The sequence below is a fragment of the Halobellus clavatus genome, assembly GCF_900107195.1.
GTDB lineage: Archaea > Halobacteriota > Halobacteria > Halobacteriales > Haloferacaceae > Haloquadratum > Haloquadratum clavatum.
Map to the genome: position 1 here is coordinate 74,585 of NZ_FNPB01000003.1, position 26,774 is coordinate 101,358.

Consider the following 26,774-nt stretch of genomic DNA (forward strand, 5'->3'; position numbering starts at 1 on the left):
ATCCGTTGGCCAGGACGTACGGCCGGGAGCGAAGTGGACACACTTATTTGATGCACAACTACCGTATCAGGTATGGATTACAGCCACGTCCGCGACGTCGACCCGGCCGTCGCAGACGCGCTCTCCGAGGAGGTACAGCGCCAGCGAGACACCCTGGCGATGATCGCGAGCGAGAATCACGTCAGCGAGGCCGTCCTCGAAGCACAGGGGAGCGCACTCACGAACAAGTACGCCGAAGGCTACCCGGGCGAACGCTACTACGCGGGCTGTGAGTACGCCGACGAGGTCGAGCAGCTAGCGATCGACCGGGCGACGGACCTGTGGGGGGCCGATCACGTCAACGTCCAGCCGCACTCCGGGACGCAGGCCAATATGGCGGTCTACCTGGCGATGCTCGATCCGGGCGATAAGATCCTCTCGCTGGATCTGACCCACGGCGGGCACCTCTCGCACGGGCACCCCGCGAACTTCACCGGGAAGACCTACGAGGTCGAACAGTACGAAGTCGACGCCGAAACCGGCTACGTGGACTACGAGGGGTTAGCCGAGACGGCCGAGACGTTCGACCCCGACATCATCGTCTCGGGCTACTCTGCGTACCCCCGGGAGGTCGATTTCGAGCGCGTCCAGGCGGTCGCCGATTCGGTCGACGCCTACCACCTCGCGGACATCGCTCACATCACCGGACTCGTCGCGGCCGGCGTCCACGCCTCGCCCGTCGGCGTCGCCGATTTCGTCACTGGCTCGACGCACAAGACCATCCGCGCCGGTCGGGGTGGCATCATTATGTGCGACGAGGAGTACGCCGACGCGATCGACAATTCGGTCTTCCCGGGCGCACAGGGCGGGCCCCTGATGCACAACATCGCGGGCAAGGCCGTCGGGTTCGCGGAAGCCCTCGATCCGGCGTTCGAGGCGTACGCCGAACAGACGGTCGCGAACGCGAAAGCGCTCGCCGAGACGCTGCAGGACGCGGGCCTCGAACTCGTCTCGGGCGGGACCGACAACCACCTCGTCCTCGTGGACTTGCGGCCCTCGCACCCGGACACGACGGGGAAGGACGTCGAAGCCGCGCTGGAAGACGCCGGCATCGTGATGAACGCGAACACGGTGCCCGGCGAGACGCGCTCGGCGTTCGATCCGAGCGGGATCCGACTGGGTACGCCCGCGCTCACCACCCGCGGCTTCGACGAGGCGGCGACGCGAGAGGTCGGTGAGTTGATCGTCCGCGTCGTCGACAACTACGACGACGAGGCGGTCGTCGAAGACGTGAGTGAACGCGTTCAGGAACTCTGCGAGGAGTTCCCGCTGTACGAGTAACGCACCTGAGAGGCCATCTGCTCGCCTTCTGGGCGGCCACAGGCCGGGTCGAACACCGCAGACGAATCAGCACATTTGAAGTGTGCTACGCGCGCTCCGTATGATATGACGGAGATCATCGACGGCAACGCCGTCGCACAGGACATCCGAAACGGGCTGCTCGACAGCATCGAGACGCTCACCGAGTCGGGGACGACACCGTGTCTCGCGACGGTGCTGATGAACAACGACCCCGCGAGCGCCTCGTACGTCTCGATGAAACACGAAGACTGCGAGGAGGTCGGCATCGCCACCAAAGACGTCGAGATCGAACCCGACGCTCCCGCGGAGGAACTGTTCGACACGATCGACGAACTGAACGACGATCCCGAGGTGCACGGGATCTTGGTCCAGATGCCGCTGCCGGACCACGTAGACGAGCGAGAGGTCCTTCGCAGCATCGACCCCGCGAAGGACGTCGACGGCTTCCACCCCGAGAACGTCGGCCGACTCGTCGCCGGGAACGCCCGCTACAAGCCGTGTACGCCGCACGGCGTCCAGAAACTGCTCGAGGCTGCTGACGTCGAAACCGAAGGCGCTGAAGCCGTCGTCGTCGGCCGGTCGAACATCGTCGGCAAGCCGATGGCGAACCTCCTCATCCAGAAGGACACAGGCGGAAACGCGACCACCACGGTCTGTCACTCCCGAACTGAAGACCTCGCAGAGAAGACGCGCAACGCCGATATCGTCGTCGCGGCCGCGGGCGTCCCCGAGATGATCACGGGCGAGATGCTCACCGAGGGTACGGTCGTCATCGACGTCGGGATCAACCGCGTCGAGACCGAGGACGGTTCCGAACTCATCGGCGACGTCGAGTACGAGAGCGCCAAGGAGAAGGCGAGCGCGATCACGCCAGTCCCGGGCGGCGTCGGCCCGATGACCCGCGCGATGCTCCTGTGGAACACGGTCAAGGCTGCCGGCGACGTCGCCGGAATCGAAGTCGATCTCCCGTAGATCGGCTGAGCAACGCGTCTGCGTTGTCGCGTCCCACCGCGTCAACATCGTCGCGTCGCAACCGCGTCGGCGTCGCTACCGACTGAATCCGCTCGGCCCGCCGGGGCCATCGGCACCGCGCGGCCCGGACGGCCCCGATCCCGCGATCTCGGTGGTCTCGACTGCAGGTTCGGGTTCGACTTCTTCCCCGTCGACGAACCTGACGAACGAGAGGTACAGGTCGCGGCCACAGGGGCTCTCGGCGGTCGGATCGTCGACGTCGTCGGCGTCGCTCCGCTCGTCGGTCCACCGGACGCCGTCGGTCTCGGTCTCGCCGCAGGTGAGACGGATCCCGTCGGCAGACTCGTAATCTCCCCCGGCGACGGTGTACTCCCATCCGACGAGCGGGTACGGTGTGACAGACTTATCCGAGAGGTATCCCTCGCGGTCCACCTCGAAGACCGCGCCGCAGTGAGGACAGTAGTATCGAACCGGGTAGCTCATCGTCGGAAATCAGAGACGAACGGACTTAACGACCGCGGCGGCGGCCCGCTCCGACGACACCGTGGTCGCTCGGACCCCGCCGGGCCAGCCGAGGGTTTATGTACTGACCCGCGGCCACCCCCGCTGTGCGGTGAGAGCGATCGCGGGACGTGACGCGGGTGTGCGGCACGACGTCTCGTGGGGGAAGCGTGCCGCCTGTCAGCCCTCGTTGCGCCCCGCCGGATCGATTTCGAGGTCGCGGACGTACCGGAATTCGATGCCGGCGCGCCGGGCCGTGACCTCGTCACGCTCGGAGTCGCCGACGAACACTGTCTGCTCGGCGTCGGCGTCCAACCGGCGGACCGTCTCGAGCAGCGGCGCTGGATCGGGCTTCCACACGTCGAGACTGTCGCGACCGACGATCGCGTCGACGTACGGCGAGAGACCGTGCGTCTCCAGCGCGACCCGACAGGCGTCTTCACAGTTGAGCGAGCACACGCCCTCGGCCTCGAAGCGTCCGACGGCGTCCGCCGAGGGCAGTCGGTCGGCGCTTGACGCCTCTCTGCGCTCGTGGTCAGCGATCGTCCGCTCGACTTCCGTCCGGAGCCCCGCGTCGCCCGATCGCTCCAGCAACTGCCATAGATCCGCGCCCGTCGCGTCGATGCCAGCGGCCTCGAACACCGATGCGACGTCGCGGGTGACGGCGTCCCAGTCCACGGGGAGTCGGACGAGCGTCCCGTCGAGGTCCCAGACGGCAGCCTCGAACGCCGAGAGGGGCCGTTCCGCCGTCGTGAGCGAACGATCAGTCATCGTCGTCCGTAGGGATCCCTCGCGAAAAGGCGCTTCGGAATGCCCGCGGCTCGACGTGCCCGACTACCGGACGCTAGGGTCCTCCGTCCGAGCGTTTACTCCGAGGGCTCCCACTCCCGGAGGAATTGCAGCACGTCTTCGGGCGTCGCGTCGAGTCCGCCGCCCTGCCCGAACGGGGGGCCACCGCCGCCGCCGCCGCCGTAGGCGTCAGTCACGCTCTCGACGACCGCGCCGGCGTTGACGCCGCTCTCAGAACCGGCAGCGACGACCACGAACGGGCGCTCGCCGTCGCCGACGGCGCAGATCACGCCGTCGTCGCCGACGGCGTCCTTGGCCACCTCTCCGGCCTCGTTCGGGTCTGCGTCGGCGAGGACGCCGAGCCGCCAGGTCGCCTCGCCGATCTCGGACAGCTCGAAGTCGTCGATCGCGGCCGCGAGCGACTCGCGTTCGAGGTCTCTGACGCGCGATTCGAGGTCGTCGCGTTCTTCGCGGACCGCCTCGGCCGTCGCCGCCAGGTCGTCGAGGTTCGTTTCGAGCGCCGTAGCGGCCGCTCTGAGCGCACGGTGACGGTCGATCTGGCGGTCGATGCCCGTCGGGCCGACGGCGAACTCGACGCGGGTCAGACCCTCACCGGGATTTGACCGATCGAGGACCGTCACCGGGCCGACCTCCTGCGTGTTCGAGACGTGCGTCCCGCCGCAGGCGGCGACGTCCCAGCCGTCGATATCGACGATCCGAACGGTGTCGGCGCCGGCCATCACGCCCTCTTCGGTCTTCGTATTGAACGCGACGTCGTCGCGAGCGGTCGCCTCGTCGGTCGGCAGTTCGTACCACTCGACGTCGAGCGAGTCCCACACCGCCCGGTTCGTCAGCCGTTCGAGTTCCACGAGCGTCTCGTCGTCGATGTCGGTCGTAGTCGTGAAGTCGACTCGGACCTTGTCTTCGGAGATGTCGAAGCCCCCGTATCCGAGGTCTTCGAGGAGTCGCCGGCCGGCCCCATAGAGGAGGTGACTCGCCGTGTGGGCGCGCATACAGTACGTCCGGAAGTCGTCGTCGATCCCGCCGGACACCGTAGCGCCGACGTCGAACGTCGGATCCGAGGCGAGCGTGTGTCGGACCGCGTCACCGTCGTCCTGGACGTCGACGACGCGAATCCCGTCGATCGTGCCGGTGTCGGCCGGTTGGCCGCCGCTCTCCGCGTAGAAGTACGTGTGATCGAGCGTCACCTCAGGGCCGTCGACGTCGACGACCTCGGCGGTGAACTCACGGACGGTTGGATCCGCGGGCGCGCGTGTCTCCATACCCGTCGCTCAAACGGGCTGAGGACAAAAATGCTGTCAGTCCCGGCCACCCGTCCTCCGAGCGCCGGTCACTCGTCGACCAGTTCGACGGCTAACCGCTCTTCGAGCGATCTGACGAGTGAGCCGCCGACGCCGGCTCGGGTCGCCCGGCCCTGTTCGACCGCAACGACGTCTGCCTCCTCGGCGTCGAGTTCTGCGGCCAGCTCTTCTGTCGTCAGTCCGGCTTCCTGTCGGGCGGATTCGACGCGGTCACCGTAGTCAGACACCAGATAGGGGAGCGGATCGCCCTCGTAGTCCGTCCCGCTCTCCTCCCAGTGAGAGGAGTCACCCTTCGCCTGGTCGTACACCCGGGCCTGTTTCTGTGCGGCGCGCTTGCGACGCGAGTTGTCGCCAGCGCCCGCTCCGCTGTCCGTCCCCGACCCGGACGACCCGCGTGTTTTCTTCTGTGAGTCGTCGTGCGGAGCGCAGTCACCGCAGACGAGTAGTTCCGCGCCGGCGACGTTCGCCCGGCGGAGGTTGCCGGTCGACCGTCCACAGAGTTCGCAACTGTCCCCGCTGCCCCCGCCACCGCTGCCGCCGGTGGAGTACTTCGGCATAGCGCCCCGTACTGGCTCCATCGTTTAAAACGTACCCCCCGCGACGGCTGGCGGGCTCCGGAACGGTGCCTGTTCAGTGTACTTACGGTAGGATTGTGCGTGGGTGCTGTGTCCCTGAAGGGAGTGCACCCGCATCGAGTGGCGGATCTCGCCGCCGTGCGATGCGTGGGACCGGATTTGAACCGGCGGACCTCTACAGGACAGCGCCCTCAACGCTGCGCCGTTGGCCTAGCTTGGCTACCCACGCTCGCAGTGTCGTGTTTCGCAATCACTGATTGTCTGGGGTAATTTAAATGAGTTTCCTTTCGACGACGGGACGGGGCTCAGACGTCACTGTTTTCACCGCTCCGTCCCGGAATTTCGGTATGGAAATCCGCGCGCGCAACCGCGTCCGCGAACTGACCGCGGCGCTCTCTGTCCTCTCTCTGGCGGCCGTGTTCGGGGCCGTCCTCGGAGCGATTCCGTCGTCGGTTCTCCCCCGCGCACCGGCGGCGGTCCTCGATGCGATCCCGCACGTCAACGCTGTCCTCAGCACGCTCGCCATCGTAACGATCCTCCTCGGGGTCCGGTTCATCCGTCGCGGGCAGGTCAAACGCCACCGGGCGATGATGCTCACCACGCTCGGCCTGTTTGTCGCCTTTCTCGTCCTCTACCTCTATCGGATCATCTTCCGCGGCGCCGCCGAATTTCCCGGCCCGGAGACGATCTATCAGTTCGTCTATCTCCCGATCCTCGCAGTGCACATCGTCCTGGCGATCGTCTGCATTCCGCTCCTGTACTACGTCGTCCTGCTCGCTGTGACCCGGCCGATCGACGCCATCTACGAGACCTCACACCGGGCCGTCGGACGGATCGCGGCCTCGCTGTGGCTGATCTCGTTCTTCCTCGGCGACGTCGTGTACGCGATGCTGTACGTCGTCTACTGACCGCCACCCAACGAACATATTCGGCCGATTGCATATTGGGGTTCGTTGCATATCGGACAGTATGGCGCAAGTTCAGGACGTCCGACAGGCCAGCGAGACCACCGTTCAGGTACGTGCCACCGGTCACGTCCGCGACGCGATCGGCACACCGCGACTCTCGTACTCCTTCGAGGGCGACACGCTCCGCGAGTTCGCCTCAGCGTTCTTCGAGGAATACGGTGACGAGGTTCGGGACCTCGTGATCGCCGAGACGGCCGAGGAGTCGGCGACCCGCGGATGGGCGCCGATCGACGGCGACGACGTCCCCGGTGACCTCCGGGCGAATCCAGACGGCGAGCGGACCCGCGCGTACGCCAGGATCCTCGTGAACGGTCAGTTCAACGAAGTCCTCGACGGATTCGACACGGAATTAGCCGACGGCGACCGGGTCGCGCTCGTCAATCCGTTCTTATTCTGCGTCTGAGTTCGGCGCTGCTCTTCAGTCGTCGGCGTGGGCCCGCTCGCCGTCTCCGATGACGGGGCGCTGCACGTCGCGATCAGTCTCTTCGCCGTCGATGTCATAGGGGTACTCCCCGGTGACACAACCGAGACAGAGGTCCAGTTCCGATCGACCGAGCACGTCGGCGATGGCATCGACCGAGAGGTACCCGAGGCTGTCGGCCCCGATCTCCTCGCAGATCTCCTCCACCGAGCGGTCGGCGGCGATGAGTTCCTCCCGGGAGGCCATATCGATCCCCATGTAACAGGGCGAGACGATCGCCGGGGCGCCGATTCGAACGTGGACCTCTTCTGCGCCGGCGTCACGGAGCAGCGAGACGAGCTGGCGGGACGTCGTCCCACGGACGATGCTGTCGTCGATGATCGTGACGGATCGGCCCTCGACCGTGCTCTTGATCGGATTGAGCTTCAGCCGGACCGCACGCTCGCGCTCGTCCTGCGTCGGCATAATGAACGTCCGCCCCACGTAGCGGTTCTTCATCAGCCCCTCGGCGAACTCGACGCCGCTGTCGCCGTCGACCCGCGGCGCGCCCTCGACGGTCGTCTCGTTGGCGGCCTCGGCGTACCCCGACGCGAACGCGCGCCCCGAGTCCGGCACGGGCAGGACGACGTCGGTCTCGACGCCCGACTCCTCCCAGAGCTTCCGTCCGAGGTCGCGTCGGGCTTCGTACACGAGCGTGTCGTCGATGATCGAGTCCGGTCGAGCGAAGTAGACGTGTTCGAAGAAGCAGTGCGCGGTGTTGTCCTGTTCTACCAGTTGATACGAGTCGAATCCCGATCCGTCGGGTTCGAGGACGACGAGTTCGCCGGGTCGGACGTCGCGGACGAGATCTCCGTCGAGCGTGTCGATCGCGGCCGACTCGGAGGCGACGACGTAGCCGTCGTCGAGTTCACCGATACAGAGCGGGCGGTTCCCCTGTGGATCGCGTACCGCCAACACGGTCTCGTCGTGCATAATCGTCAGCGCGTACGAGCCGTGGATCCGGTCCATCGTGCGCTTGACGGCGCGGACGAGGTCCGCTTCGAGGAGGTTGCGTGCGAGGTCGTGCGCGATGACCTCCGTGTCGCCGTCGGAGGTGAAGGCGTGGCCCAGGTCGGCCAGTTCCGATCGGATCTCGTCGGCGTTGACGAGGTTGCCGTTGTGTGAGAGGCCCAGCGAGCCCGACTTGAACGACACCGAGAAGGGTTGTGCGCAGGAGGCGTTGACGCCGCCGGACGTCGGGTATCGGACGTGACCGATCCCCGCGTGTCCCGCGAGCCCTTCGATGTCGGCCTCGCTGAACGCGTCGCCGACAAGGCCCATCTCCACGTGGCTGTGTTGCTGAAAGCCGTCGTGGGTGACGATTCCCGCCGATTCCTGGCCCCGGTGTTGGAGCGCGTACAGCGAGTAGTACAGCGGGCGCGCCGCGGCCCGGTCCTCGAGCGCGACGCCGACGACACCACACTTCTCCGTCGGGCCCGAGAGCGCCGCCTGCGTCTCCGTCGAATCCGTCGAAGATGTGTGCGTCGATCCAGCGTCCGTCGGTCCGCGTCCGGGTGTGGGGTTCGAGGGGTCCCGCCCGTTTGGCATATACATCAATACGGAGACCCGTGGGTAAAAATCCGTCCATATGCCATCTTCTGCCGCTTCAGCCGAGAAAATATGCACATCGATGGATATCAGAACATTCCGCAGTCACAGCGGCGGTAGTGCGTCACGAACCCGTCGGCCGTCCGGATCGCCTTCGAGTCGAGATACTCGGCGTCTCTGAGGCCGTTGGCGGCCGCCCGGAGTTCCCGTTCGGTGACGTCCATCGGCGCGACGTCGACCCGAGACGTGTCTGAGTCGAATTCCTGCTCGGCGTCCTCGTCGCGGACGACGTCGAGCCCGGACTCATCTGACTCAGGGACGGTAACCGTCCCGCCGTCGACGAACAACTGGTGCAGTTCGGCCACGGCGTACGCTCGCGGAGCGACCGCGTCGAGGAACTCCGCGACCGCGCGTTCGGTGTCGGTCCACTCCCGGCCTGACTCCCACTCGTCATCGCTGATGGGCATACACGCCCGGACAGACGCCTGGAAAAAAAGCGTTTCTTCGCTTTCGACGACTGCGCGAGCAGCGATGCTCGCGCGCGATCAGCAGTTACTCCTCGTCGTCTTCGTCGACGTCCTCGAAGTCGGCGTCGACGTACTCGTCGCCGTCGCCCGCGGCGCCACCCATTCCGCCAGGACCGGCACCGCCGGGACCGCCCGGACCAGCGCCCGCCGCACCCGCTCCGGCACCGGCACCGCCTGCACCGGCAGCCTGCTGTGCTTCGTACATCTGCTTGCCGATCTCCTGCAGTTCCGTCGTCAGGGCCTCGGTGACGTCTTCGAGTTCCTCTTTCGTCGCGTCCTCGTCTTCGAGCGTCGCCTCGACGTCTTCGATCTTCTCCACGATCGAGTCGTGGAGGTCGTCGTCGATCTCCTCTTCGTTCTCGTCGAGGAGCGTCTCCGCGCGCTGGATCGTGCTCTCGGCCTCGTTACGTGCCTCGATGCGCTCGCGGCGACGCTCGTCCTCTTCGGCGTGGGCCTCGGCTTCCTCCTGCATCTTGTCGATCTCCTCGTCTGAGAGTCCCGCACCGCCCTCGATAGTGATCGACTCGGCGTTGCCGGAGCCTTTGTCCTCGGCCTCGACGTTGACGATTCCGTTCTCGTCGATGTTGAACGAGACCTCGATCTGGGGCGTTCCGGCGGGGGCCGGCGGGATGCCCGTGAGCTGGAACTCGCCGAGAAGCTCGTTCTCGTTGGCGATCTCGCGCTCGCCCTGGAAGACCCGGACGTTCACGGAGGTCTGGTTGTCCGCGGCGGTCGTGAAGATCTTCGACTCCTCGGTGGGGATGGTGGTGTTCTTCTCGATGAGCCGTTCGAAGAGGCCACCTTTGACCTCGATCCCGAGCGAGAGCGGCGTCACGTCGAGCAGGACGATATCGTCGACCTCGCCGCCGAGCACGCCGCCCTGGATGGCCGCGCCCAGCGCGACGGCCTCGTCGGGATTGACGTTCTTCTTGGGCTCTTTGCCGGTCATCTCCTCGACCTTCTCTTGAACCTGCGGCATCCGGGTGGAACCGCCGACCAGGATGACCTCGTCGATGTCGGACTTGCCGTAGCCGGCGTCGTCGAGCGCCTGCTCGGTCGGGTCGACGGTCCGGTCGATCAGATCCTCGGTGAGGGACTCGAACTTCGCCCGAGTGAGCTTCTCTTCGAGATCGAGCGGGCCCGAGTCGGTGGTCGCGATGAACGGCAGGCTGATCGTGGTCTCCTTTCGGCTACTCAGTTCGATCTTCGCCTCTTCGGCGGCGTCCTCGAGCCGCTGGAGCGCCTGCCGGTCGTCGCGGAGGTCGATGCCGTGTTCGGCTGCGAACTCGTCGGCGAGGTAGTCGACGATGGCCTCGTCCCAGTCGTCGCCGCCGAGACTGTTGTCCCCGTTGGTCGCGACGACCTCGTAGACGCCGCCGCCGAGATCCAGAATCGAGACGTCGAACGTCCCGCCGCCGAGGTCGTAGACGAGCACGGTCTGATCGGACTCGTCGTCGAGGCCGTAGGCCATCGAGGCGGCCGTCGGTTCGTTGACGATGCGTTCGACCTCGAAGCCGGCGATCTCGCCGGCGTCTTTCGTCGCCTGTCGCTGGCGGTCGTTGAAGTACGCCGGGACGGTGATGACCGCCTTCTCGACGTCGTCGCCGAGGTACTCCTCGGCATCCCGCTTGATCTTCTGGAGGATCATCGCCGAGACCTGCTCGGGCGTGTACTCCTCGCCGTCGAGTTCGACGGAGTAGCCCTCCTCGCCCATATGACGCTTGATGGACTGTACCGTCTGCTCGGGGTTCTTGACCGCCTGATTCTTCGCCGGTTTGCCAACGAGGCGCTCCCCGTCGTCGAAGGCGACGACGGAGGGCGTCGTCCGCTCGCCCTCGGAATTCACGATGATCTCCGGGTCGCCCCCTTCCATCACCGCGAACGCGCTGTTCGTGGTGCCGAGGTCGATACCGAGGATCTTGTTGCTCGCCATCTTACCGTCAACTACTGGTCTAAATCGGTTAAAGGTTACTAGACGGCGGTTCGCACGGCGGGGAACGGGGTCGACGCGGTGACCCGATTAGTCCGTGTGTATCGTTGGCAAGTAGGTGGATTTATATCGAAGCGCAGGTCAGTCGTCGCTCTCGGTCGACTCGGGCAGCCTGCTGCTGGGGGCCGACCGTCCCGCCCCGTGTCAAGACGAGTCGTCGACGAGCGCGTCCGGACCGGCCTTCAGCGCGGTCCGGAGGTCCCCGAGAACAGCGTCTCGTCCCGACGACGCGAAGCACTCGTGGCCCCCCTCGTATCGGCGGCGGTGGGACGGCGGGGCACGGGCCTCGATGGCCCCGGGGTCGACGATTCGGTCCTCCGGCGTGTAGAATACGACGTCGTCTCGATCGAAGGTCCCGAGACGGGCCTGTGCGTCCCGGATCATCGAGAGGAAGGCCGGCGAGATGCCCTCCGGTCCCGCAGCGGCTTCGGCCGGCGACTTCAGGTCGCCGATCGCGTCGGGATCGAAGCCGGGATCGTAGAGTCGCCGTGCGGTCGGCAGGCGACAGAAGACGTCCGTCACGACCCGGTCGAGCCATCCGTCGGTCACGACCCCCCACCAGGGACTCAGAAAGACGTGTCGGTAGTCGCCGAGGAACTCGGCGACCAGGCCGCCCGTACTGTGGCTCAGCACCACCTCGAATCCGTGGTCGCGTGCGTAGGTCGCGATCGGATCGCAGTACTGCGCCTCGAAGTTCCAGCCGTTCGTCGGGAGCGTGACCGCGTGGACGTGGTAGCCGGCATCGACGAGGCGCGTGAGGAGCCACGCGACGTGCTCGTGTTCGGGCCTGTTGCCCCAGCCGAGGAGGACCAGCAGGTCCTCGTCGTCGGGCCGCCCCCGTCGCGTGATTCGGACCCGAGGCGTCTCGCGGACGAGCGCCTGTGGCGATCTGAGCATACTGGATGACGGGGGCGGCGGTATGATAAATCCCGCCGCACCCGCGCAGAATGATCACTCTCACTTTTCACCGCCGAGCGCCGTCACCGGGGGTGGCGCTCGGCGGTAAGAGACGAGAGTACGCATTGTCAGTAGATGACGTCTTTCACGTCGGCCGCACCGGCGCGCCGGACCACCGAGCGGACGACGTCCTGGGCCCCGGCGAGGTTGTCTGAGTCGCCGTCGAGGACGAGCAGTTTCGCCGGTCGGCCGGGGTCGATGACCCCGCAGTCAAGGCCGGCGATCTCCGCGCCGTTGACGGTTGCCATCTGCAGCACCTCCGTCGCCGAGACGTCCGAAAGCTTCGCAGCGAACGCCATCTCGCGGAACATCGACGGCGAGTTCAGCATCACGTTGTCCGTGCCGAGCGCCACCGTAGTTCGGTCAGCCAGTTCGCGGATCGGCGGGACGCCGACGCTCGTGACGAGGTTCGAGCGGGGACAGACGACTACCGGGATCTGCCGATCCGCCAGTCGCTCGTAGTGAATCCCCTCGGGGTGGACCATATGTACGACGAAATCCGGATCGAGGTCCAGCGCGGCGTTGATGTCGTGTGGATCGCGCTCGCCGGCGTGGATGCCGAACAGTTTGTCCGCTTCGCGCGTCGTGGTACGCAGGCTGTCGAAGTCGGCGTCGCGAGCGCCTGATGCCCCGAACCCGTCCGATTCGCGCATCGCGTCCGCCGACTCCCGGCCGAGGACGACAGGATCGATCGGCAGCCCCGACGCGGCCTCGCGGATGTATTCGACGCCTTCGACGCCCCCCTCCCGGAACTCGACGCAGGCGGCGGTCCCCGTCTCACCCATCAGTCGCAGCGAGCGCCGCATCGCCGAGACGGTTTCTTCGCGAGTGGCTGCGTCGAGGAGCCGGTGCTTGAGCCCGTCCGGCGGGGCGACGAGTTCGTCGAGCGAAAGCCCCGCGCCGGCTTCCTTCGCGATGGAGTCGCCGATGTGCGTGTGGGCGTTGACGAACGCCGGCAGCACCACATCGTTCGAGTGTACCGCGGCCTCCTCGACGGCCGTGATTTCGCCATCTTCGAAGACCACGCGGCCCTCGACGGGGTCGAGAGCGGGGCCCCGGAGCACTGTTCCCTCGACAATCATTGTGAAATAGACTCGGTGCAGCCGCTTGAAACTCCCGCCTCTCTCTCCGCAGGGTCACTTCCCGTCTCTCACCCGGCGTCGGCAAACTCGTCGAGCGTCGCCGTCACGCCCGGCCGCACGTCGGAGACGAGCGCGCCATCCAGATCGAGTCCCAGTTCCGCCACGGCAGCGCGTCCCACCCGATCGGTGTCGTCCGCCGGCGCGTAGACGCCGAGCCGCCACTGCTGCTGTTGCGCCGTCCGCAACGCTGACACGAGCGGTGACTGCTTCCCCAACTGCCGCATCTCGCCGCTCACCATCACTCGCGAGGTCGACTCCGTCATCGACGGGCGGTCGGGCACGTCGATCACGACCTCCTCGGGGGCGAGTTCGGTCCGCTCGGCCACGCGCTCTTCGAGGTCGCGGAGGGTTTCGAAGTCGGCGTCGACGACATCTTCGGGGACCGCTTCAAGTTCGGCCCAGACCGCTCGTTTGTACAGATCGCGAGTGCGGAGGCGACGGGCGACTTCGCTGGTTTCAGGCGTCGATCGGAGCGCGACCTGGAGGTCGTGATCGTCCATCCGCCGAAGCCGCTCCGGGTCCACGTCGGGGTGATCGAGCAACCGTTCGGCGCCACGACGGAGCATCGCCTTCGAGATTCTGGCGACGTGGTGCTGATAGACGGTAGGGTTCATCAGCGCCCGCGCGAGCAGCAGTGACTCGGCGGTCTGGACGTTCCCCTCCGCGAGCACCAGTTCCCCGTCGACGAACGTGAGCTCGCGGATCAGCCGCTCGTGGTCGATCGTCCCGTAAGGAACGCCGGTGTGGTGGGCGTCGCGGACGAGGTAGTCCATCCGATCGACGTCGAGTTCTCCCGAGACGAGTTGTCCGTACTGACCCTCGCCGGCGACGAGTCCGGCGATTCGTTCTGGGTCGAGGTCGTGTTCGCGGAGTGTCGCACCCACCTCGCCGGCCGAGAGGAGCTCCTCGACGTCGTCGTGGTACTTCCCCGTGTGTCGGTAGGTGACCTCCTCGATGTTGTGGCTGTAGGGGCCGTGCCCCACGTCGTGGAGCAGCGCCGCCGCGCGGAGCCGTTCGCCCTGGACTCCGTCGATTCCCAGGTGTTCGAGTGCCCGGTCGGCCAGGTGATAGACGCCGAGTGAGTGCTCGAATCTGGTGTGGTTGGCGGAGGGATAGACCAACTGCACCGTGCCCAACTGCTTAATGTGTCTGAGCCGCTGTACGGGCTCGGTGTCGAGGAGGGCCGCCGCGACGCCCGCGACCTCGATGTGGTCGTGGACGCTGTCTTTGATCGTCGCCATACGCGGCGTTGCTCCGGATCGTACAAAAACCGTCGCCCGCGACAGACCGCTCCGCTCGCCTCTCAATCCGGTGGCCGCGCCACCTCCGCGACGGCCCAGAGCGTCCGACCGGCGAACGCGAGCCCGCCGATGACGGCCGCGGCGGCGAGGAACGGTTGCGAGCCACCCGAAGCGGGAAGGCGGGAGGCGACGCTCAGGAGGGCGAGCAGGATGGCGAACAGGAGGGCATCGCGGGACCACATATGCTTCCGCTCGGCCCCCGCCAAGAAAATACCCCGGTCGCCGTGCCGGTATCCTGACCGCCGCCTGCCTTCACGTATATGATCACCGATACTCAATCCGATTTTAGCCGGCTTGCGTTACCGACGCCGAATAATCCGGATTGACTGTCGCCTCGGTTGAAGTGGCTCCCCGCCCGAGTAGTATGTGCGACGTCGCCGATGCGGCGTCGCAACTGATCGACCCGCTGGATGGACGGGTCGATCTCTCTGCAATCAGCACGCGACCGTCGAGCCCACCGTTCCGCGCCACAGCACGAACGTTCGGACCCCTCACAGCGCCGACACCTGTCATCTCCCCGTCTGTGTCGGTGCTGTGGGGGCGAGCACCGCCCCTGACGACGGTCGCTCGCTGGTCGGAACGTGACGACCCGCAATCAGCGGCACCGGGGAACGGACTCCCCGAGATCGACACCCCTTCGCGGGATCGTTCTGTGCGACCACGAAATCCGGAGGGTTGATATCGCTCCTGCCCAACAGATCACCACACTTTCCCGAATGCTGCCGTCGCTGCCCTCTCCGGTGTTGTTCGCGCTGTACGTCCTTGCGTTCGCCAGCGCTGCCGTCGTCTCATTCGGGATGCTTCCGCGGGCGCGGCGCATCGAACACGAGGACACGCGACGTGGACTCTCGTGGCTCTTGCTCACGAGCGGCGGGTGGGCGGCAGCCCACGTGGGCTATCTGACGCTGCCGACGCCGACGCTCCAGTACGTCCTCTACGAGGTGGGCCTCATCATCGGCCTGGCTTCGGTGGGGCCGTGGCTGTACTTCTGCTCGGCGTACACCGGTCGAACCTTCCACCGGAACACGACGATACAGCGCTCCTTCGCGGCGGTGTTCCTCCTGCTCGTGGCGATAAAGGTGACCAACCCGCTGCACCAGTGGTACTTCGTCGCGGAACCGGCGCTGGTGCCGTTCAGGTACCTCCAGGTCACACACCGCCCGCTCCACTGGATCGTGATGGGCCTGTCGTACGCGCTCACCGCCATCGGTTTCTTCATGCTGTTCGAGCTGTTCGTCCGCGTCAACTCGAACGCCGAACCGCTGTTCGTGCTCCTGGGGCTGACCGGACTCCCAGTGATCTTCGACGTCGCCGGCGCGGTGTATCCGAACGTCTTGGACCTGACGTACTCCTCCATCGGCGTGGCCGCGTTTGCGCTCGGCGTCTTCGTGCTGTACTTCGACCGCTTCCAGTTCGTCCGGGTCGCGGGCGACGGCGACAACCCGGTCGTCGTCGTCGACGAATCGGGGCGGATCCGTGACTTCAACGCCCGCGCCGAGGCGCTCTTCGACGACCTCTCGGGGTCGATCAACGAGGCCGTCTCGGAGGTTGCGCCCGAACTCGTCCGGGCGCTGGATGCTCCCGACCCCGTCTTCGAGACTGACGTCTCGGGGACGACCCGGTACTACAACGTCTCGGACACGCCGTTCACGACCGGCGGGGCCCAGACCGGGCAGTCGATCGTGCTCACTGACGTCACCGACCGCGAGCAGTACCGTCGCGAACTCGAAGAGAAGAACGAGAAACTCGAGGAGTTCGCGAGCATCGTCAGCCACGACCTCCGCAACCCCCTCCAGGTGGCGAAGGGGCGCACCGAACTCGCGATCGCGGAGGAGGACGTCGAGCACCTCACGCCAGTCAAGCGCGCACACGAGCGGATGGAACAGTTGATCGACGAGATTCTGACGCTCGCCAGGGAGGGCGTCTCGATCGACGACGTCGAGCGCGTCGACCTGCCCGTGATCGCCGAGCGCTCGTGGTCGATGGTCCCCGCGACCGATCCCGAACTCGAACTTGAGGGGGAGTTCGACGCCGACCTCTCCGCGGACCCCGAACGACTCCAGCAGTTGTTCGAGAACCTGTTTCGGAACGCGGTCGAACACGGCGGCTCGGACGTGACAATCACCGTGGGGGCGCTTCCCGACGGCTTCTACGTCGAAGACGACGGTGACGGCTTCCCCGAAGGGGCCGCCTCCGAGGTGTTCGACGCCGGCTTCACGACCGCCGCGGACGGCACCGGCTTCGGCCTCGCGATCGTTTCGGAGATCGTCGAGGCCCACGACTGGTCGATCGAGGCGACTGAGGGAACGAACGGCGGCGCACGCTTCGAGATTCACACCGACACCGACTGAGCGGATGTCGCCCCGCGGTCAGTCCTGCCGCACCGCACGCACCGACCGATAGTGTATAGGGAATCCCGAGCAACAGTGGGGGTATGGCCGAACTCGATCTGTACGAACAGGCACGAGCATCGCTCGACCCCGCCGACGGCGAGGTCGACACGACTGAACTGGTCGTCACCGACGACGTCCTCGTGAAGGGCTTCGCCCTCGCTCCCGGCGCGGAGTTAGACCCCCACGAACACGCCGACAGCACCAACGTCTTCCACGTCCTCGAGGGGTCCGTCGTGGTCGTTCGCGACGGCGAGGAAGCGGTCGTCGAGGCACCGGGCGTCGTCAGGCACGACCGCGGCGCGGTGCACGGCGCGCGCAACGAGTCCGATTCGGTCGCCATCTTCACCGCCAGCCTCTGTCCGCTTCCGTAACCCGGGGGTCCCGAAACCGTTAACGCCGGCCGCCGAGAGGAACTCGATATGGATCGCATCCCGTTCGGGGTGTCGCGCTTCGATCGCATCATCGACGGTGGAGCACCGCCCGGAACGGTGGTGCTTCTCGTCGGCGAACCCGGCGCCGGCGCACGAGAGTTTATGTACACCAGCGCGGTGATGAACGCGCTCGCGCACACCGACGCGGATCTGTTCGATCTCCACTACGGGTCCCTCCACGAGGACGCGGCGCTCCCACCGGAGATCCACTATCTCTCGTTCACCGACGACGCGTCGAACGTTCGCCGGGAGATGTCGTACGTCTTCGACGACGAACTCGTCGACGCGGCGGTCGACGACATCGCCGTCCGCGACTTCTCGCCGGAGTACTTCCAGCTCAGCCCGGTCCCTCGTGAGTGGTACCTCGGGGAGACGACGACCCTTCAGGACCTCGGCGGCCAGGAAGACCGCGCGGACGTGCTCACCGCGCTCGGGCAGTATCTCAACGAACACGCCGCGGAGAACCTCGTCGTCATCGACTCGATCACCGACCTCGTCGCCGCCATCTCCGACGAGATGGCGTGGAACGACATCGCCACGGTGATCCGCGGTCTCGGCAAGGCGGCGCACCGATGGAACGGACTCATCCTCGCGTCCGCGAGCCGGGAGACGCTGGAGCGGACCGAACTGGGACATCTGATGGACGCGGCCGACGGGACCCTCCAGTTCGAGTGGGAGTCGGGTGGCTCGAAGCGCGCCCGGACGATGGTCGTCCAGGAGTTCCGGGGCGTTCTCTCGCAACTCGAGCGTGAGAACATCGTTCGGTTCGAGACAGAGATACACGAGGGCGGCTTCGACGTGAGCGACGTCCGGAAGATTCGCTGACTGCCCGCTCGCGGATTACGCCTCGTCGACGCCGCGGATCTCGAAGCGCGCGCCGCCGTCCGTTCCCTCTGTCGCCTCGATCGACCAGCCATAGGTCTCGACGCTCTGGAGGGCGATCGCCAGACCGAATCCCGTCCCTCCCGGTCGCGTCGAGAACCCGTACTCGAAGATGTCGGAGCGTTCGTCCGCCGGAATGCCGTCGCCGTCGTCTTCGACGTAGAAGCCGTCGGGGAGTGCGCCCACGGTGACTGTCACGTCCGAGCCACCGTGTTCGACCGCGTTCCGGAACAGGTTCTCGAACAGTTGCCGGAGTTTGGTCCCGTCGGCCCTGACGCGCTGGTCTGTCTCGACGACGATGGACGCGTCTTCGGTATCGACGTTCTGCCAGCAGACCTCGGCGAACGAGTCGAGCGACACCGTCTCAGGGTCGATGTCGGTGTCCTGGTCGCGGGCGAGCGTCAGGAGGTCTTCGACGAGTGACTTCATCCGGGTGTGCGCGCTCTCGACGTGTGCGAGTTGCTCGCTGTCGCACTCTTCCATCGCGAGTTCGAGACGGCCCTCGGCGACGTTCAGCGGATTCCGGAGATCGTGACTGACGACGCTCGCGAACTCTTCGAGTCGGGCGTTCTGCTGCGTCAGTTCGCGCTCGCGCTCCTGGAGCCGTTCGGTTCGCTCGACCTGTTCGAGCGCGCGCACCACGTTGATGCTCAGGATTTCGCCGAGGACGATATCGCTCTGGTCGAAGGCCTCGGGCTCCGTCGCGCCGGCGATGAGGATCCCGTACTCGTCGAGCGGGAAGTAGACCTCACTCCGAATCGGCGTCTCGGGGTTGTAGTGATCACCGTCGGCGTGGACGTCGTCGACCGTCTCGGGATCGCCCTGCTGGAACACCCGCCACGCGATGCTGTTCCCCCCGGTGAACACCGGCAGTTCGTCGAACAACTGGTCGACCCGATCGGTCGCCGCGGCGGGCACCAGTCCCTCGTCCGGCTCGTAGAGGTGAATCGCGTTGGATTCCAGCTCCAGGATCGACTGGGCAGCATCGACACCGATCCGAGCCACTTCCTCGCGGGAATCCGCCGTCATCAGATCTCTCGCCGTTTGATTCAACGCTTCCAGGCGCTGTTCTCTGGCCCGCCGCTCGCTGACGTCGTGATACACCCAGAGATGTCCCCGTCCGTCGGGCAGTTCGATCGACCGATAGCTCCGGGCCAGCGCCCCGCCGTCCTCGAAGACGACTTCGTCGTTCCACACCGGCTCTCCCGACTCGACGATCTCGTCGATCCGCTCGACGAAGCCCTCGGGGTCGCCCATCTGGTCGCTGACCTCGCGGGCCAACTGTCGACAGTCGGTGCCGATCAGGTCCGCTGAAGATCCTGAGAGATCGAACAGGTCGAACAGACGATCGTTCGCCGTGAGCACGTTCCGGCTCGCATCCTCGACGAGCACGCCGACCGGGAGCGTCTCGAAGAGCGTCGACAGGAGGGCGTTCGTCCGCTCCAGTTCCCGCCGTTGTCTGCGCTCTTCGGTCACGTCCTCGAACTGCGAGAAGATGGTGATCACGTCGCTGTCCTCGTCGGTGACGACCCGGTTGTGCCACGAACAGAGGCGGCGCTCGCCGTTCTTGCGGACGACCTCGTTCACGCTCTGGTAGCCGCCCCGGTTGTCGAGGAGTTGCCGCTCGATCTCCGCGACGTGTCGGTGTTCGTCCTCGGGCACGATCGGCGACCACGTCCCGCCGATGAGTTCCTCGGGATCGTACCCGGTGATCTCGGCGGCGGCTTCGTTGACGTTCACGATCGTGAACTCCTCGTTGTACTCGATCGTCCCCAGCGGTGACTGATCGATGAACCGCGAGAGCCGCTTCTGGCTCTCGGCTAACGCCTCGCGGGAGCGCTTCTGTTCGACGGCGTTTTCGATCCGGTTCGTCAACACGGTGTACTGGTCCGTCCCCACTCCCTTCTGGAGGTAGTCGGTGACCCCGGCGGAGATGGCCTTGCTCGCGATCTCCTCTGATCCCTTTCCGGTGAAGAGGATAAACGGCACGTCATCGTCGAACTCACGGACGCGTTCGAGCAGTTCGAGTCCGGTCAACTCCGGCATCTCATAATCGGAGACGATGCACTCGATCGACTCACCGCGGATGCGTTCGAGGGCGTTCTCGGGGTTCGTCGACGTGTAGACGGAGAAGGACTCGTTGTGCTTCGTCAGAAACGACGCCGTGAGATCGACGAAGTCGGGATCGTCGTCGACGTGGAGTACCCGGATTTCGTCGGGGGGGCTATCGATCGGATACTCCGGTTGGGTCCCGGCCATTTGATTACTTCTTGGTTCCGAGACACGTAGTAAAATAAGTTTGCAACCGTCGAACACGGCTGTCGGCAGCGCTCGGCTCGGTTTGTCGGCGCTACCTCTATGCCTGTCGGCGTTCGAGTCGATGTATGCTCAGCGGACTCGCTCGGCTCGGTCTCGAAGTGAAGGACCTCGCGGCGTCGCGTTCGTTTTACGAGGACCGGCTGGGACTCGTCCCCACGCACGTCGACGACGAATCGCAGGTCCACTACGACATCGGACCGACGGACAACGAGCGGTCGACGAACAGCGCGGGGAGCGACCGAGGGACCGCGCTCGTCCTGCGTCGGCCGACCAGTCGACCCCGCGGCGGCGTGCACACCCACTACGCGTTCGCCACGTCGCGAGCGGCCTACCCGCGGTGGCAATCGCGCCTCGCAGCTCTCGACCCCGTGGCGTTCTCGTTCGGGTCCAGCGAGTCGTTGTACGTGTACGATCCGGCGGGCAACTGCGTCGAGATCGGCGGTTTCCTCGACGACCACGCCGCCGACGAGTCGGCGGCGAACGGGCAATCGCCGGACGCCCCGCCGCTGTCGGGAATCTTCGAGGTCGTACTCGAGGTGACCGACCTCGAGCGCGCGGAAGATCGATACCGCCGGCTCGGGTTCGAGGTGGTCGATCGCGGAGAGGACCGTCGGCGGGTCCGGCTCTCTGGCCCGGTCGATCTGGAACTGTGGGAACCGCAACTGGGGATCGCCGACGGCCGGGGCGGGCTTCACGTCGATCTCGCGTTCCGAACGGCCGACGCCGACGCCGTCGTCGAAGCCGGCGGGCCGTGGGCCGCCGGGCCGATGGCCGTCGAGGGCGGACGCCGCGTCGTCGACGACGACGGTCACGTGCTGACGTTCCTCGACGAGCGATCCTGACCGCCTGCGGTCCCGACCGGCGGCGGCTCAGAAAGTCAGCCGTTCCAGCAGTCGACGCCCGAACGGCGGGCGGTCCGAGTCGCGCGGATAGACCGTAATCGTCGTACAGCCCGGCGACGGGACGACCGGACGATCGTCGAACAGGAGCCCGTGGAGGCCGCTGTCGGTGCCCCGACGCACGACGAGTTCCGGCGACGTCCGCTGTCCCCCGTCCGGTCTGAACGGCTCCGTCCGGACCGGGACAGCGAGCAGGTCCGAGAGTTCGGACTGGTACTCGTCGATGGTCCGTTCGTACTTGTCGGTGGGGTTCCGCCCGGGCGGATACCGGAGCGAGACGTCACCCCCGTTCGCCGCGGCGATGGCTCCGGCGACGTCAACCGCCAACGGCGGATAGGGGCCGCCTCCGCCAGAGAGCGAGACCTGCTGGGGGGCGTCGTAGCCGAGGTTGTCGACGAGGAGAACGTCGCAGGGGGCGTGTCGCACGATCCAGTCGATCGGATCGCCGATCAGCCGGGATCGGAGCCGGAGCGGTTCGTGCTCGGCCACGATCGAATCGACCCCGCGGTCGGCCGCGAAGTTGACCACCGCGTGTTTGGTGTCGTGGCTCACGATCTCGTCGGCCTCGATGTCGACGTCGATCTCCGCGGCGAGCGCTTCCATCCGGGATTCATACGAGATGTCTGATGAGGACTGGACCGTCACGTCCTCGGTGAGTGGGGCCTGATCCGGGATCTCTTGGAACCGGACGGCGACCACTCGGCCGTCGTCCTGACGGACGAGATCGGCCGCGATCTCGACCAGGGACCGCTCGCGCTGCTCGTCGACGTTCTTCGTGAGCGCGACGAGCACCTCGCGGGGCGTGTCGTTGACGGCCGATTCAGTCTCGGTGATCACGTCGCGGCCGATCCGACGTCGCACGGCGTCGGTCGCGGCCCCTTCGCGGTTGACCCGCGATCGGACGTACAGGAAGTACCACGCGACGCTTCCGACCGTGATGAGGACGGCACCGAGGAGGGCGACCGTGCCCATCTGCGTCAGCAGCAGCACGCCGGTGATGGCACCGAACACCTGCAGCCAGGGATACAGCGGTGAGGTGAACTCCGGTTCGTACTCCGTGCTCCCCTCGCGGAAGGCGACCACGGCCAGGTTGATGAGCGCGAACACCAGAATCTGAAACGCGCTGGCGAGTTTCGCGATTTCGAGGATCGGGACGAACGCGATGAGGACCAAAAGCACCGCACCGGTGAGCGTGATCGACGTCACCGGGGTTCCGAACCGGTCGCTGACCGTCGATAGCGACGGCGGAGCGAGGCGGTCGCGGCTCATCGCGAAGGGGTATCGCGACGAGGAGAGGATCCCCGCGTTCGCCGTGGAGATGAGTGCGAGGATGGCCGCCAGGATGACAGCGACGACCCCGGTGTCTCCGAGCGTCGCCTCCGCGGCGACCGCCACCGGAGTCAACGTCCCGGCGACGCTTCCGGGATCGGTCACTCCCACAAGCACCGCCACGATTGCCACGTACAGGACGGTCGTGAACGCCAGGGATCCGAGGATCCCCAGCGGGATGTTCCGGCCCGGATCCTCGACTTCCTCGGCGACGCTGGCCACTTTCGTGACGCCCGCGTACGAGACGAACACGAGCCCCGTCGCGGCGAGCAGTCCGCCGATACCCGCATCGAAGAAGTTGGCGTAGTTCGCCGACTGGACGCCGGGCGCACTCCCGGCAGCGAACCACCCCAGTGCCGCCAGCATCACGACGACGATCGCGACCTGGAGCCGGCCGGTCTGCTTCGCCCCGACGACGTTGATCAGGATCAACACCGCAGCGAGTCCCAGCGCGACCGGCTTCAGTGGGAGATCGAACAGCAAGAGCAGATACGGGACGCCGCCCACGAGCGCGAGCGCGCCCTTGAACGAGAGCGAGAACCACGTACCGACGCCGGCGACGGTCCCGAGCAGCGGGCCCATCCCTCGCTCGATGTAGATGTAGGTCCCCCCGGCTTCGGGCATCGCGGTCGCCATCTCGGATTTCGAGAGCGCAGCGGGAACGACGAGCAGCCCGGCGAGGGCGTACGCGACGATCACTGCGGGTCCGGCGATCTCCAGCGCGAGCGCGGGCAGAATGAAGATCCCACTGCCGATCATCGCGCCGATGCTGATCGCCAGCACCGAGGGGAGCCCGAGGTCTCGCTCCAGTTCCTTCATACGACCTCACCAACCGCCTCGGACAGCATAGTCGTCACACAGAGTGGCTCGTGTCCCGCGTCGGCGAACGCGCCGCGTCGACTGGGATCGTTGACCAACGCGAGAACGCGTGGGACGTCGAACTGTACGCCGACGAGCTGTGCGATGAGCAGATTTCGCCGGTCCGATTTCGTCGCGGCGATCACTGTGGATGCGTCCTCGACGCCGGATTCGGCGAGAACGTCCATCGCCGCTGGATCTCCGACGACGCTCGGGATGTCTTCCGATGGGGACGGTTCGTCCACGATCGCGACCTGCTGGCCTTCCGCACGTAACCGCTCGGCGATTGCGACGCCGATATGGGCGCCACCGAGGATGTAGTGCGTCGCTGCCGCGCCTTCGGCGGGATCCGGTTCGTTGGATGGGGTCGGGTTTATCATCGTTGTGTCCTCGTGTCGTCGGCCGCTTGTCTACATCCACTATAGATGACGGGAAGCAATAAAACAGTCGGTTATTTTGACGACTCGTCAAAATAGCACCCCTGATTATCATATACCGTCATAGATAATGCAGAATACGCCGGTCGGTGCGGACTGGCGACCCCGACGGCCGACTGAACAGGACTATATTCTTCGAGAGTAGCACGTTCTATCATCAATGAAAGAGGGCGAACTGGATTCCATCGACAGACACATCCTGTATTACCTCCAGCAGGATGCGAGAGCAACGTCGTCGACCGACATCGCAGACAAACTCGACTTGTCCTCGAGTACGGTCCGGACGCGTCTCAACAAACTAGAGGAGAGCGGGATCATCCGCGGGTATCACATCGACATCGACTACGACCTCGCCGGCTACCCGTTGTATACCAAAATCATCTGTACGGCGCCGGTCCCCGAGCGGGACACGCTCGCGGAAGCGGCCCGTGAGATACCCGGTGTAACGGCCGTCAGAGAGATTATGACCGGTGAGCGGAACGTCTACGTCAACGCCATCGGGCGCGACCACGACGAACTGAATCGGATCAGCAAAGAGCTGGACGAACTCGGACTCAGTATCGTCGACGAGCAGTTGATCCGAGACGAGCACGTCTGTCCGTATCACGGATTCCTCGACGACGAGGAGCTCCCGGACGACGCGGTCTGAGGCCACCCTACCTCGGACTGGTGGTGTCCCGAGCGACTGTTACAGTCGGTCGGTGTCGATGTCCAGTCCCGGCGGCGCGACGATCAAGAACCGACGGAAGTGCGTCAGGCTCCCGCCGAGTTCTTTGATCGGGCGGGCGAAGCCGTTCGCGAGTTCGTTCAGGTCGCCCTCGACGGCGAGGACGAGGACGCTCCCGCCCTCGACGGCGTCGATCCACTCGCGATCCGGGGTGGATCCATCGAGAACGCCCAGGACCACGTCGCCGTCGACCTCCTCGTCGAGGTGCTCTTCGGCCTCCGAGAGGTTCAGTTTGAAATCGCTCATATCCACTGCAACGGAAAGCGGTACGAAAAGGGTTCGGACGTCACTCAGAGCGCTGACACCGATCGGGACGTACCCAGGGCGTGACCGTTCGTCCACTTGTGAACCGCGCGCGAGCGGATCAGGTGGGCAATTGACCGGTTATTCGGCAGTACTTGCGGCGGCAGCGCACTGTTCACACACCCACTGGGAGGAACGGATCGACGCCTGCCTCCGAGGCGTCGATTTTTTAGACGGCCGTAGACGGCTACAAGAGTCGCTCTCGGTCCTGTTCTACGCGACCGGTCTCTTCGCGCAGGCGGAGACCGACAGCGAAAGCCTTTAATATCTTTCCGGGTAGGTATCTGATACAATGTCTAACGACGACATGGAGGCTCAGTCGGACACCCCGGCTGGTCGAGTTCTTCCAGGGCACTTTAGCCCAAATAACTGAATCCGAGATCGACGAGGTACGGATTTTCGACACGACGCTCCGGGACGGCGAACAGTCACCACGCACTTCGTTCAGCTACGAGGAGAAGCGCGACATCGCGGCGACGCTGGACGAGATGGGGACGCACGTCATCGAGGCGGGGTTCCCGGTCAACTCAGAGGCGGAGTTCGAGTCCGTGAGTGACATCGCCGCCGCGACGGACACGACCGTCTGCGGACTGGCGCGCGTCGTCGACAAAGACGTCGAGGCCGCGCTGGACTCGGGCGTGGAACTGGTCCACGTCTTCGTCAGCACGAGCGACGTCCAACTGGCCGACTCGATGCACGCCTCCCGCGAAGAGGCCGTCGAGCGGGCGGTTGCGAGCGTCGAGCGTGTGAAGGAGGCGGGTGTCGAAGTGATGTTCTCCCCGATGGACGCAACGCGGACCGACGTCGACTTCCTGGCAGAGATCCTCGCCGCGGTCGACGAGGCGGGCGTCGACTGGGTCAACATCCCGGACACGACCGGGGTCGCGACGCCGACGCGCTTCGCCGAGATGGTCCGCGAGGTGCGCAAATACACCGACGCGGCGATTGACGTCCACGCCCACGACGACTTCGGGCTGGCGGCCGCAAACGCGATGGCCGGCTTCGAGGCGGGCGCGTCGCAGGCGCAGGTCTCCGTCAACGGCATCGGCGAGCGCGCCGGCAACGCCGCGTTCGAGGAAGTCGTGATGTCGGCCGAGGCGCTCTACGGCGTCGACACGGGGATCGACACCACCCGAATCACCGAACTGTCGCGAATGGTCGAGGAGGCGAGCGACATCCCGGTTCCGGCCAACAAGCCGGTCGTGGGACGGAACGCCTTCTCACACGAGAGCGGCATCCACGCCGCGGGTGTCATCGAGAACTCCGACACCTTCGAGCCGGGCGTGATGACCCCAGAGATGGTCGGCGCCCAGCGCGAGTTCGTCCTCGGCAAGCACACCGGAACGCACTCCGTCCGTAAGCGGCTGGAGGAATCCGGCTTCGCGCCGACCGACGCGGACGTCCGCGAGGTCACGCGCCGGGTCAAAGACTTCGGCGCGGAGAAAGAGCGCGTTACCGTCGACGTCCTGACCCGGTTTGCCCGTGAGCAGGGCGTCGACCGTGCCGACACGGACGAGGACGAGGAGGAGGTCCGCGCCTGATGGCGCGCGCCCCGTTCGCTCGCACCGCCGGGCCACGGGCGCGCCGCCGACCCTCGAACGGAACCGCGGCGCGAAACGTTCATAATGGGGCAGACGAATCGTTGTGGTACGATGCGACGACCGCACACGACCGTCGGAGCCCACGGCGCTGGACCAGTGGTTCCCGTCGGAACGAGGCGGTCGAACGGCGTCGAGGACGGCGAGCTCGACGTCGCTTCGCGGATCATTGTAGGGGCGTCCTAGCCCCGTATACACACGTCTG

At 65.9% G+C, this 26,774-nt stretch carries 25 protein-coding genes and 1 tRNA gene; 10 read left to right on the plus strand and 16 right to left on the minus strand.

From position 1 onward, the window contains the following. The first annotated feature begins 72 nt into the window (after window positions 1–72). Both glyA and BLU74_RS05930 read left to right on the plus strand, forming a co-directional pair. Window positions 73–1,320 (plus strand): serine hydroxymethyltransferase, encoded by a 1,248-nt coding sequence (gene glyA, locus BLU74_RS05925; protein WP_089766320.1) that lies wholly within the window; start codon window positions 73–75, stop codon window positions 1,318–1,320. A 105-nt stretch (window positions 1,321–1,425) separates the two neighbouring features. Continuing rightward, window positions 1,426–2,313 (plus strand): bifunctional methylenetetrahydrofolate dehydrogenase/methenyltetrahydrofolate cyclohydrolase, encoded by an 888-nt coding sequence (locus BLU74_RS05930; protein WP_089766322.1) that lies wholly within the window; start codon window positions 1,426–1,428, stop codon window positions 2,311–2,313. 75 nt (window positions 2,314–2,388) lie between these two features. Here BLU74_RS05930 and BLU74_RS05935 read toward each other — a convergent pair whose 3' ends face one another. The 5 genes from BLU74_RS05935 to BLU74_RS05955 form a co-directional block, all read right to left on the minus strand. Next, window positions 2,389–2,796: a DUF7969 family protein gene (locus BLU74_RS05935; RefSeq protein WP_089766325.1), complete on the minus strand. Its 408-nt coding sequence runs from the start codon at window positions 2,794–2,796 to the stop codon at window positions 2,389–2,391. Window positions 2,797–2,994: 198 nt separating this feature from the next. Next, complete coding sequence (locus BLU74_RS05940; RefSeq protein WP_089766327.1) at window positions 2,995–3,585, minus strand: HAD family hydrolase; 591 nt, start codon at window positions 3,583–3,585, stop codon at window positions 2,995–2,997. Window positions 3,586–3,680: 95 nt separating this feature from the next. Beyond that, window positions 3,681–4,886 carry an alanyl-tRNA editing protein gene (locus tag BLU74_RS05945; protein ID WP_089766329.1) on the minus strand — a complete coding sequence of 402 codons (1,206 nt, stop codon included), beginning with the start codon at window positions 4,884–4,886 and terminating at the stop codon, window positions 3,681–3,683. 68 nt (window positions 4,887–4,954) lie between these two features. Further along, the gene (locus BLU74_RS05950) at window positions 4,955–5,482 is read right to left on the minus strand and encodes a helix-turn-helix domain-containing protein (RefSeq protein WP_089766331.1); all 528 of its coding nucleotides are present in this window, start codon (window positions 5,480–5,482) and stop codon (window positions 4,955–4,957) included. 162 nt (window positions 5,483–5,644) lie between these two features. After that, a tRNA-Leu gene (locus BLU74_RS05955) sits at window positions 5,645–5,729 on the minus strand. Between the two features lie 118 nt (window positions 5,730–5,847). On the opposite strand from BLU74_RS05955, the gene BLU74_RS05960 reads away from it, so the two are divergent. Both BLU74_RS05960 and BLU74_RS05965 read left to right on the plus strand, forming a co-directional pair. Then, complete coding sequence (locus BLU74_RS05960) at window positions 5,848–6,408, plus strand: DUF420 domain-containing protein (RefSeq protein WP_089766334.1); 561 nt, start codon at window positions 5,848–5,850, stop codon at window positions 6,406–6,408. A 61-nt stretch (window positions 6,409–6,469) separates the two neighbouring features. Then, the gene (locus BLU74_RS05965) at window positions 6,470–6,871 is read left to right on the plus strand and encodes a MoaD/ThiS family protein (protein ID WP_089766336.1); all 402 of its coding nucleotides are present in this window, start codon (window positions 6,470–6,472) and stop codon (window positions 6,869–6,871) included. Window positions 6,872–6,886: 15 nt separating this feature from the next. On the opposite strand, the gene purF is transcribed toward BLU74_RS05965, so the two are convergent. From purF to BLU74_RS06000, 7 genes are all read right to left on the minus strand, one after another. After that, window positions 6,887–8,476 (minus strand): amidophosphoribosyltransferase, encoded by a 1,590-nt coding sequence (purF, locus tag BLU74_RS05970; protein WP_089766339.1) that lies wholly within the window; start codon window positions 8,474–8,476, stop codon window positions 6,887–6,889. A gap of 89 nt (window positions 8,477–8,565) precedes the next feature. Beyond that, window positions 8,566–8,943, minus strand: a complete 378-nt coding sequence (locus tag BLU74_RS05975; protein WP_089766341.1) for a hypothetical protein — start codon at window positions 8,941–8,943, stop codon at window positions 8,566–8,568. Window positions 8,944–9,028: 85 nt separating this feature from the next. Continuing rightward, entirely contained in the window at window positions 9,029–10,936 is a 1,908-nt protein-coding gene (gene dnaK / locus BLU74_RS05980) for a molecular chaperone DnaK (RefSeq protein ID WP_089766343.1), read from the minus strand. A 201-nt stretch (window positions 10,937–11,137) separates the two neighbouring features. Beyond that, on the minus strand, window positions 11,138–11,890 hold the full coding sequence (locus BLU74_RS05985) for an alpha/beta fold hydrolase domain-containing protein (protein WP_089766345.1): 753 nt from the start codon (window positions 11,888–11,890) through the stop codon (window positions 11,138–11,140). 128 nt (window positions 11,891–12,018) lie between these two features. Further along, window positions 12,019–13,032 (minus strand): amidohydrolase family protein, encoded by a 1,014-nt coding sequence (locus BLU74_RS05990; RefSeq protein WP_089766347.1) that lies wholly within the window; start codon window positions 13,030–13,032, stop codon window positions 12,019–12,021. 68 nt (window positions 13,033–13,100) lie between these two features. After that, a complete protein-coding gene (locus tag BLU74_RS05995) occupies window positions 13,101–14,333 on the minus strand; it encodes an HD domain-containing protein (protein WP_089766349.1) in 1,233 nt (410 codons plus the stop codon). A 62-nt stretch (window positions 14,334–14,395) separates the two neighbouring features. Continuing rightward, window positions 14,396–14,575: a hypothetical protein gene (locus tag BLU74_RS06000; RefSeq protein WP_089766352.1), complete on the minus strand. Its 180-nt coding sequence runs from the start codon at window positions 14,573–14,575 to the stop codon at window positions 14,396–14,398. Window positions 14,576–15,109: 534 nt separating this feature from the next. On the opposite strand from BLU74_RS06000, the gene BLU74_RS06005 reads away from it, so the two are divergent. The 3 genes from BLU74_RS06005 to BLU74_RS06015 all read left to right on the plus strand — a co-directional run bounded on the left by BLU74_RS06005 (window position 15,110) and on the right by BLU74_RS06015 (window position 18,042). Beyond that, window positions 15,110–16,744 carry an ATP-binding protein gene (locus BLU74_RS06005; RefSeq protein WP_089766355.1) on the plus strand — a complete coding sequence of 545 codons (1,635 nt, stop codon included), beginning with the start codon at window positions 15,110–15,112 and terminating at the stop codon, window positions 16,742–16,744. Between the two features lie 83 nt (window positions 16,745–16,827). Next, a complete protein-coding gene (locus BLU74_RS06010; protein WP_089766358.1) occupies window positions 16,828–17,157 on the plus strand; it encodes a cupin domain-containing protein in 330 nt (109 codons plus the stop codon). 48 nt (window positions 17,158–17,205) lie between these two features. Then, window positions 17,206–18,042, plus strand: a complete 837-nt coding sequence (locus BLU74_RS06015; protein ID WP_089766360.1) for an RAD55 family ATPase — start codon at window positions 17,206–17,208, stop codon at window positions 18,040–18,042. A 15-nt stretch (window positions 18,043–18,057) separates the two neighbouring features. Here BLU74_RS06015 and BLU74_RS06020 read toward each other — a convergent pair whose 3' ends face one another. Continuing rightward, window positions 18,058–20,358, minus strand: a complete 2,301-nt coding sequence (locus BLU74_RS06020; protein WP_089766362.1) for a hybrid sensor histidine kinase/response regulator — start codon at window positions 20,356–20,358, stop codon at window positions 18,058–18,060. 125 nt (window positions 20,359–20,483) lie between these two features. Here BLU74_RS06020 and BLU74_RS06025 point away from each other — a divergent pair, with 125 nt between their 5' ends. Beyond that, window positions 20,484–21,260 carry a VOC family protein gene (locus tag BLU74_RS06025; RefSeq protein ID WP_089766365.1) on the plus strand — a complete coding sequence of 259 codons (777 nt, stop codon included), beginning with the start codon at window positions 20,484–20,486 and terminating at the stop codon, window positions 21,258–21,260. Between the two features lie 27 nt (window positions 21,261–21,287). On the opposite strand, the gene BLU74_RS06030 is transcribed toward BLU74_RS06025, so the two are convergent. Then, window positions 21,288–23,465, minus strand: a complete 2,178-nt coding sequence (locus BLU74_RS06030) for an amino acid permease (protein WP_089766367.1) — start codon at window positions 23,463–23,465, stop codon at window positions 21,288–21,290. Then, entirely contained in the window at window positions 23,462–23,884 is a 423-nt protein-coding gene (locus BLU74_RS06035; protein WP_089766369.1) for an NAD-binding protein, read from the minus strand. The genes BLU74_RS06030 and BLU74_RS06035 overlap by 4 nt, the downstream gene beginning before the upstream one ends. 217 nt (window positions 23,885–24,101) lie before the next feature. Between BLU74_RS06035 and BLU74_RS06040 the strand changes: the two genes are divergently transcribed. Beyond that, a complete protein-coding gene (locus BLU74_RS06040; protein WP_089766371.1) occupies window positions 24,102–24,590 on the plus strand; it encodes an Lrp/AsnC family transcriptional regulator in 489 nt (162 codons plus the stop codon). 39 nt (window positions 24,591–24,629) lie between these two features. Here the strand turns inward: BLU74_RS06040 and BLU74_RS06045 are convergent, their stop codons facing one another. Continuing rightward, window positions 24,630–24,914: a DUF5779 family protein gene (locus tag BLU74_RS06045; RefSeq protein WP_089766373.1), complete on the minus strand. Its 285-nt coding sequence runs from the start codon at window positions 24,912–24,914 to the stop codon at window positions 24,630–24,632. A 344-nt stretch (window positions 24,915–25,258) separates the two neighbouring features. On the opposite strand from BLU74_RS06045, the gene BLU74_RS06050 reads away from it, so the two are divergent. Next, complete coding sequence (locus BLU74_RS06050; RefSeq protein ID WP_089766375.1) at window positions 25,259–26,512, plus strand: LeuA family protein; 1,254 nt, start codon at window positions 25,259–25,261, stop codon at window positions 26,510–26,512. Window positions 26,513–26,774: the final 262 nt, after the last annotated feature.

What these genes read in the sequence shown, in the direction of transcription:
- glyA (WP_089766320.1), top strand. Translation starts at nt 73, where the DNA reads ATGGATTACAGCCACGTCCGCGACGTCGACCCGGCCGTCGCAGACGCG.
- BLU74_RS05930 (WP_089766322.1), top strand. Translation starts at nt 1,426, where the DNA reads ATGACGGAGATCATCGACGGCAACGCCGTCGCACAGGACATCCGAAAC.
- BLU74_RS05935 (WP_089766325.1), bottom strand. Translation starts at nt 2,796, where the DNA reads ATGAGCTACCCGGTTCGATACTACTGTCCTCACTGCGGCGCGGTCTTC.
- BLU74_RS05940 (WP_089766327.1), bottom strand. Translation starts at nt 3,585, where the DNA reads ATGACTGATCGTTCGCTCACGACGGCGGAACGGCCCCTCTCGGCGTTC.
- BLU74_RS05945 (WP_089766329.1), bottom strand. Translation starts at nt 4,886, where the DNA reads ATGGAGACACGCGCGCCCGCGGATCCAACCGTCCGTGAGTTCACCGCC.
- BLU74_RS05950 (WP_089766331.1), bottom strand. Translation starts at nt 5,482, where the DNA reads ATGCCGAAGTACTCCACCGGCGGCAGCGGTGGCGGGGGCAGCGGGGAC.
- BLU74_RS05960 (WP_089766334.1), top strand. Translation starts at nt 5,848, where the DNA reads ATGGAAATCCGCGCGCGCAACCGCGTCCGCGAACTGACCGCGGCGCTC.
- BLU74_RS05965 (WP_089766336.1), top strand. Translation starts at nt 6,470, where the DNA reads ATGGCGCAAGTTCAGGACGTCCGACAGGCCAGCGAGACCACCGTTCAG.
- purF (WP_089766339.1), bottom strand. Translation starts at nt 8,476, where the DNA reads ATGCCAAACGGGCGGGACCCCTCGAACCCCACACCCGGACGCGGACCG.
- BLU74_RS05975 (WP_089766341.1), bottom strand. Translation starts at nt 8,943, where the DNA reads ATGCCCATCAGCGATGACGAGTGGGAGTCAGGCCGGGAGTGGACCGAC.
- dnaK (WP_089766343.1), bottom strand. Translation starts at nt 10,936, where the DNA reads ATGGCGAGCAACAAGATCCTCGGTATCGACCTCGGCACCACGAACAGC.
- BLU74_RS05985 (WP_089766345.1), bottom strand. Translation starts at nt 11,890, where the DNA reads ATGCTCAGATCGCCACAGGCGCTCGTCCGCGAGACGCCTCGGGTCCGA.
- BLU74_RS05990 (WP_089766347.1), bottom strand. Translation starts at nt 13,032, where the DNA reads ATGATTGTCGAGGGAACAGTGCTCCGGGGCCCCGCTCTCGACCCCGTC.
- BLU74_RS05995 (WP_089766349.1), bottom strand. Translation starts at nt 14,333, where the DNA reads ATGGCGACGATCAAAGACAGCGTCCACGACCACATCGAGGTCGCGGGC.
- BLU74_RS06000 (WP_089766352.1), bottom strand. Translation starts at nt 14,575, where the DNA reads ATGTGGTCCCGCGATGCCCTCCTGTTCGCCATCCTGCTCGCCCTCCTG.
- BLU74_RS06005 (WP_089766355.1), top strand. Translation starts at nt 15,110, where the DNA reads ATGCTGCCGTCGCTGCCCTCTCCGGTGTTGTTCGCGCTGTACGTCCTT.
- BLU74_RS06010 (WP_089766358.1), top strand. Translation starts at nt 16,828, where the DNA reads ATGGCCGAACTCGATCTGTACGAACAGGCACGAGCATCGCTCGACCCC.
- BLU74_RS06015 (WP_089766360.1), top strand. Translation starts at nt 17,206, where the DNA reads ATGGATCGCATCCCGTTCGGGGTGTCGCGCTTCGATCGCATCATCGAC.
- BLU74_RS06020 (WP_089766362.1), bottom strand. Translation starts at nt 20,358, where the DNA reads ATGGCCGGGACCCAACCGGAGTATCCGATCGATAGCCCCCCCGACGAA.
- BLU74_RS06025 (WP_089766365.1), top strand. Translation starts at nt 20,484, where the DNA reads ATGCTCAGCGGACTCGCTCGGCTCGGTCTCGAAGTGAAGGACCTCGCG.
- BLU74_RS06030 (WP_089766367.1), bottom strand. Translation starts at nt 23,465, where the DNA reads ATGAAGGAACTGGAGCGAGACCTCGGGCTCCCCTCGGTGCTGGCGATC.
- BLU74_RS06035 (WP_089766369.1), bottom strand. Translation starts at nt 23,884, where the DNA reads ATGATAAACCCGACCCCATCCAACGAACCGGATCCCGCCGAAGGCGCG.
- BLU74_RS06040 (WP_089766371.1), top strand. Translation starts at nt 24,102, where the DNA reads ATGAAAGAGGGCGAACTGGATTCCATCGACAGACACATCCTGTATTAC.
- BLU74_RS06045 (WP_089766373.1), bottom strand. Translation starts at nt 24,914, where the DNA reads ATGAGCGATTTCAAACTGAACCTCTCGGAGGCCGAAGAGCACCTCGAC.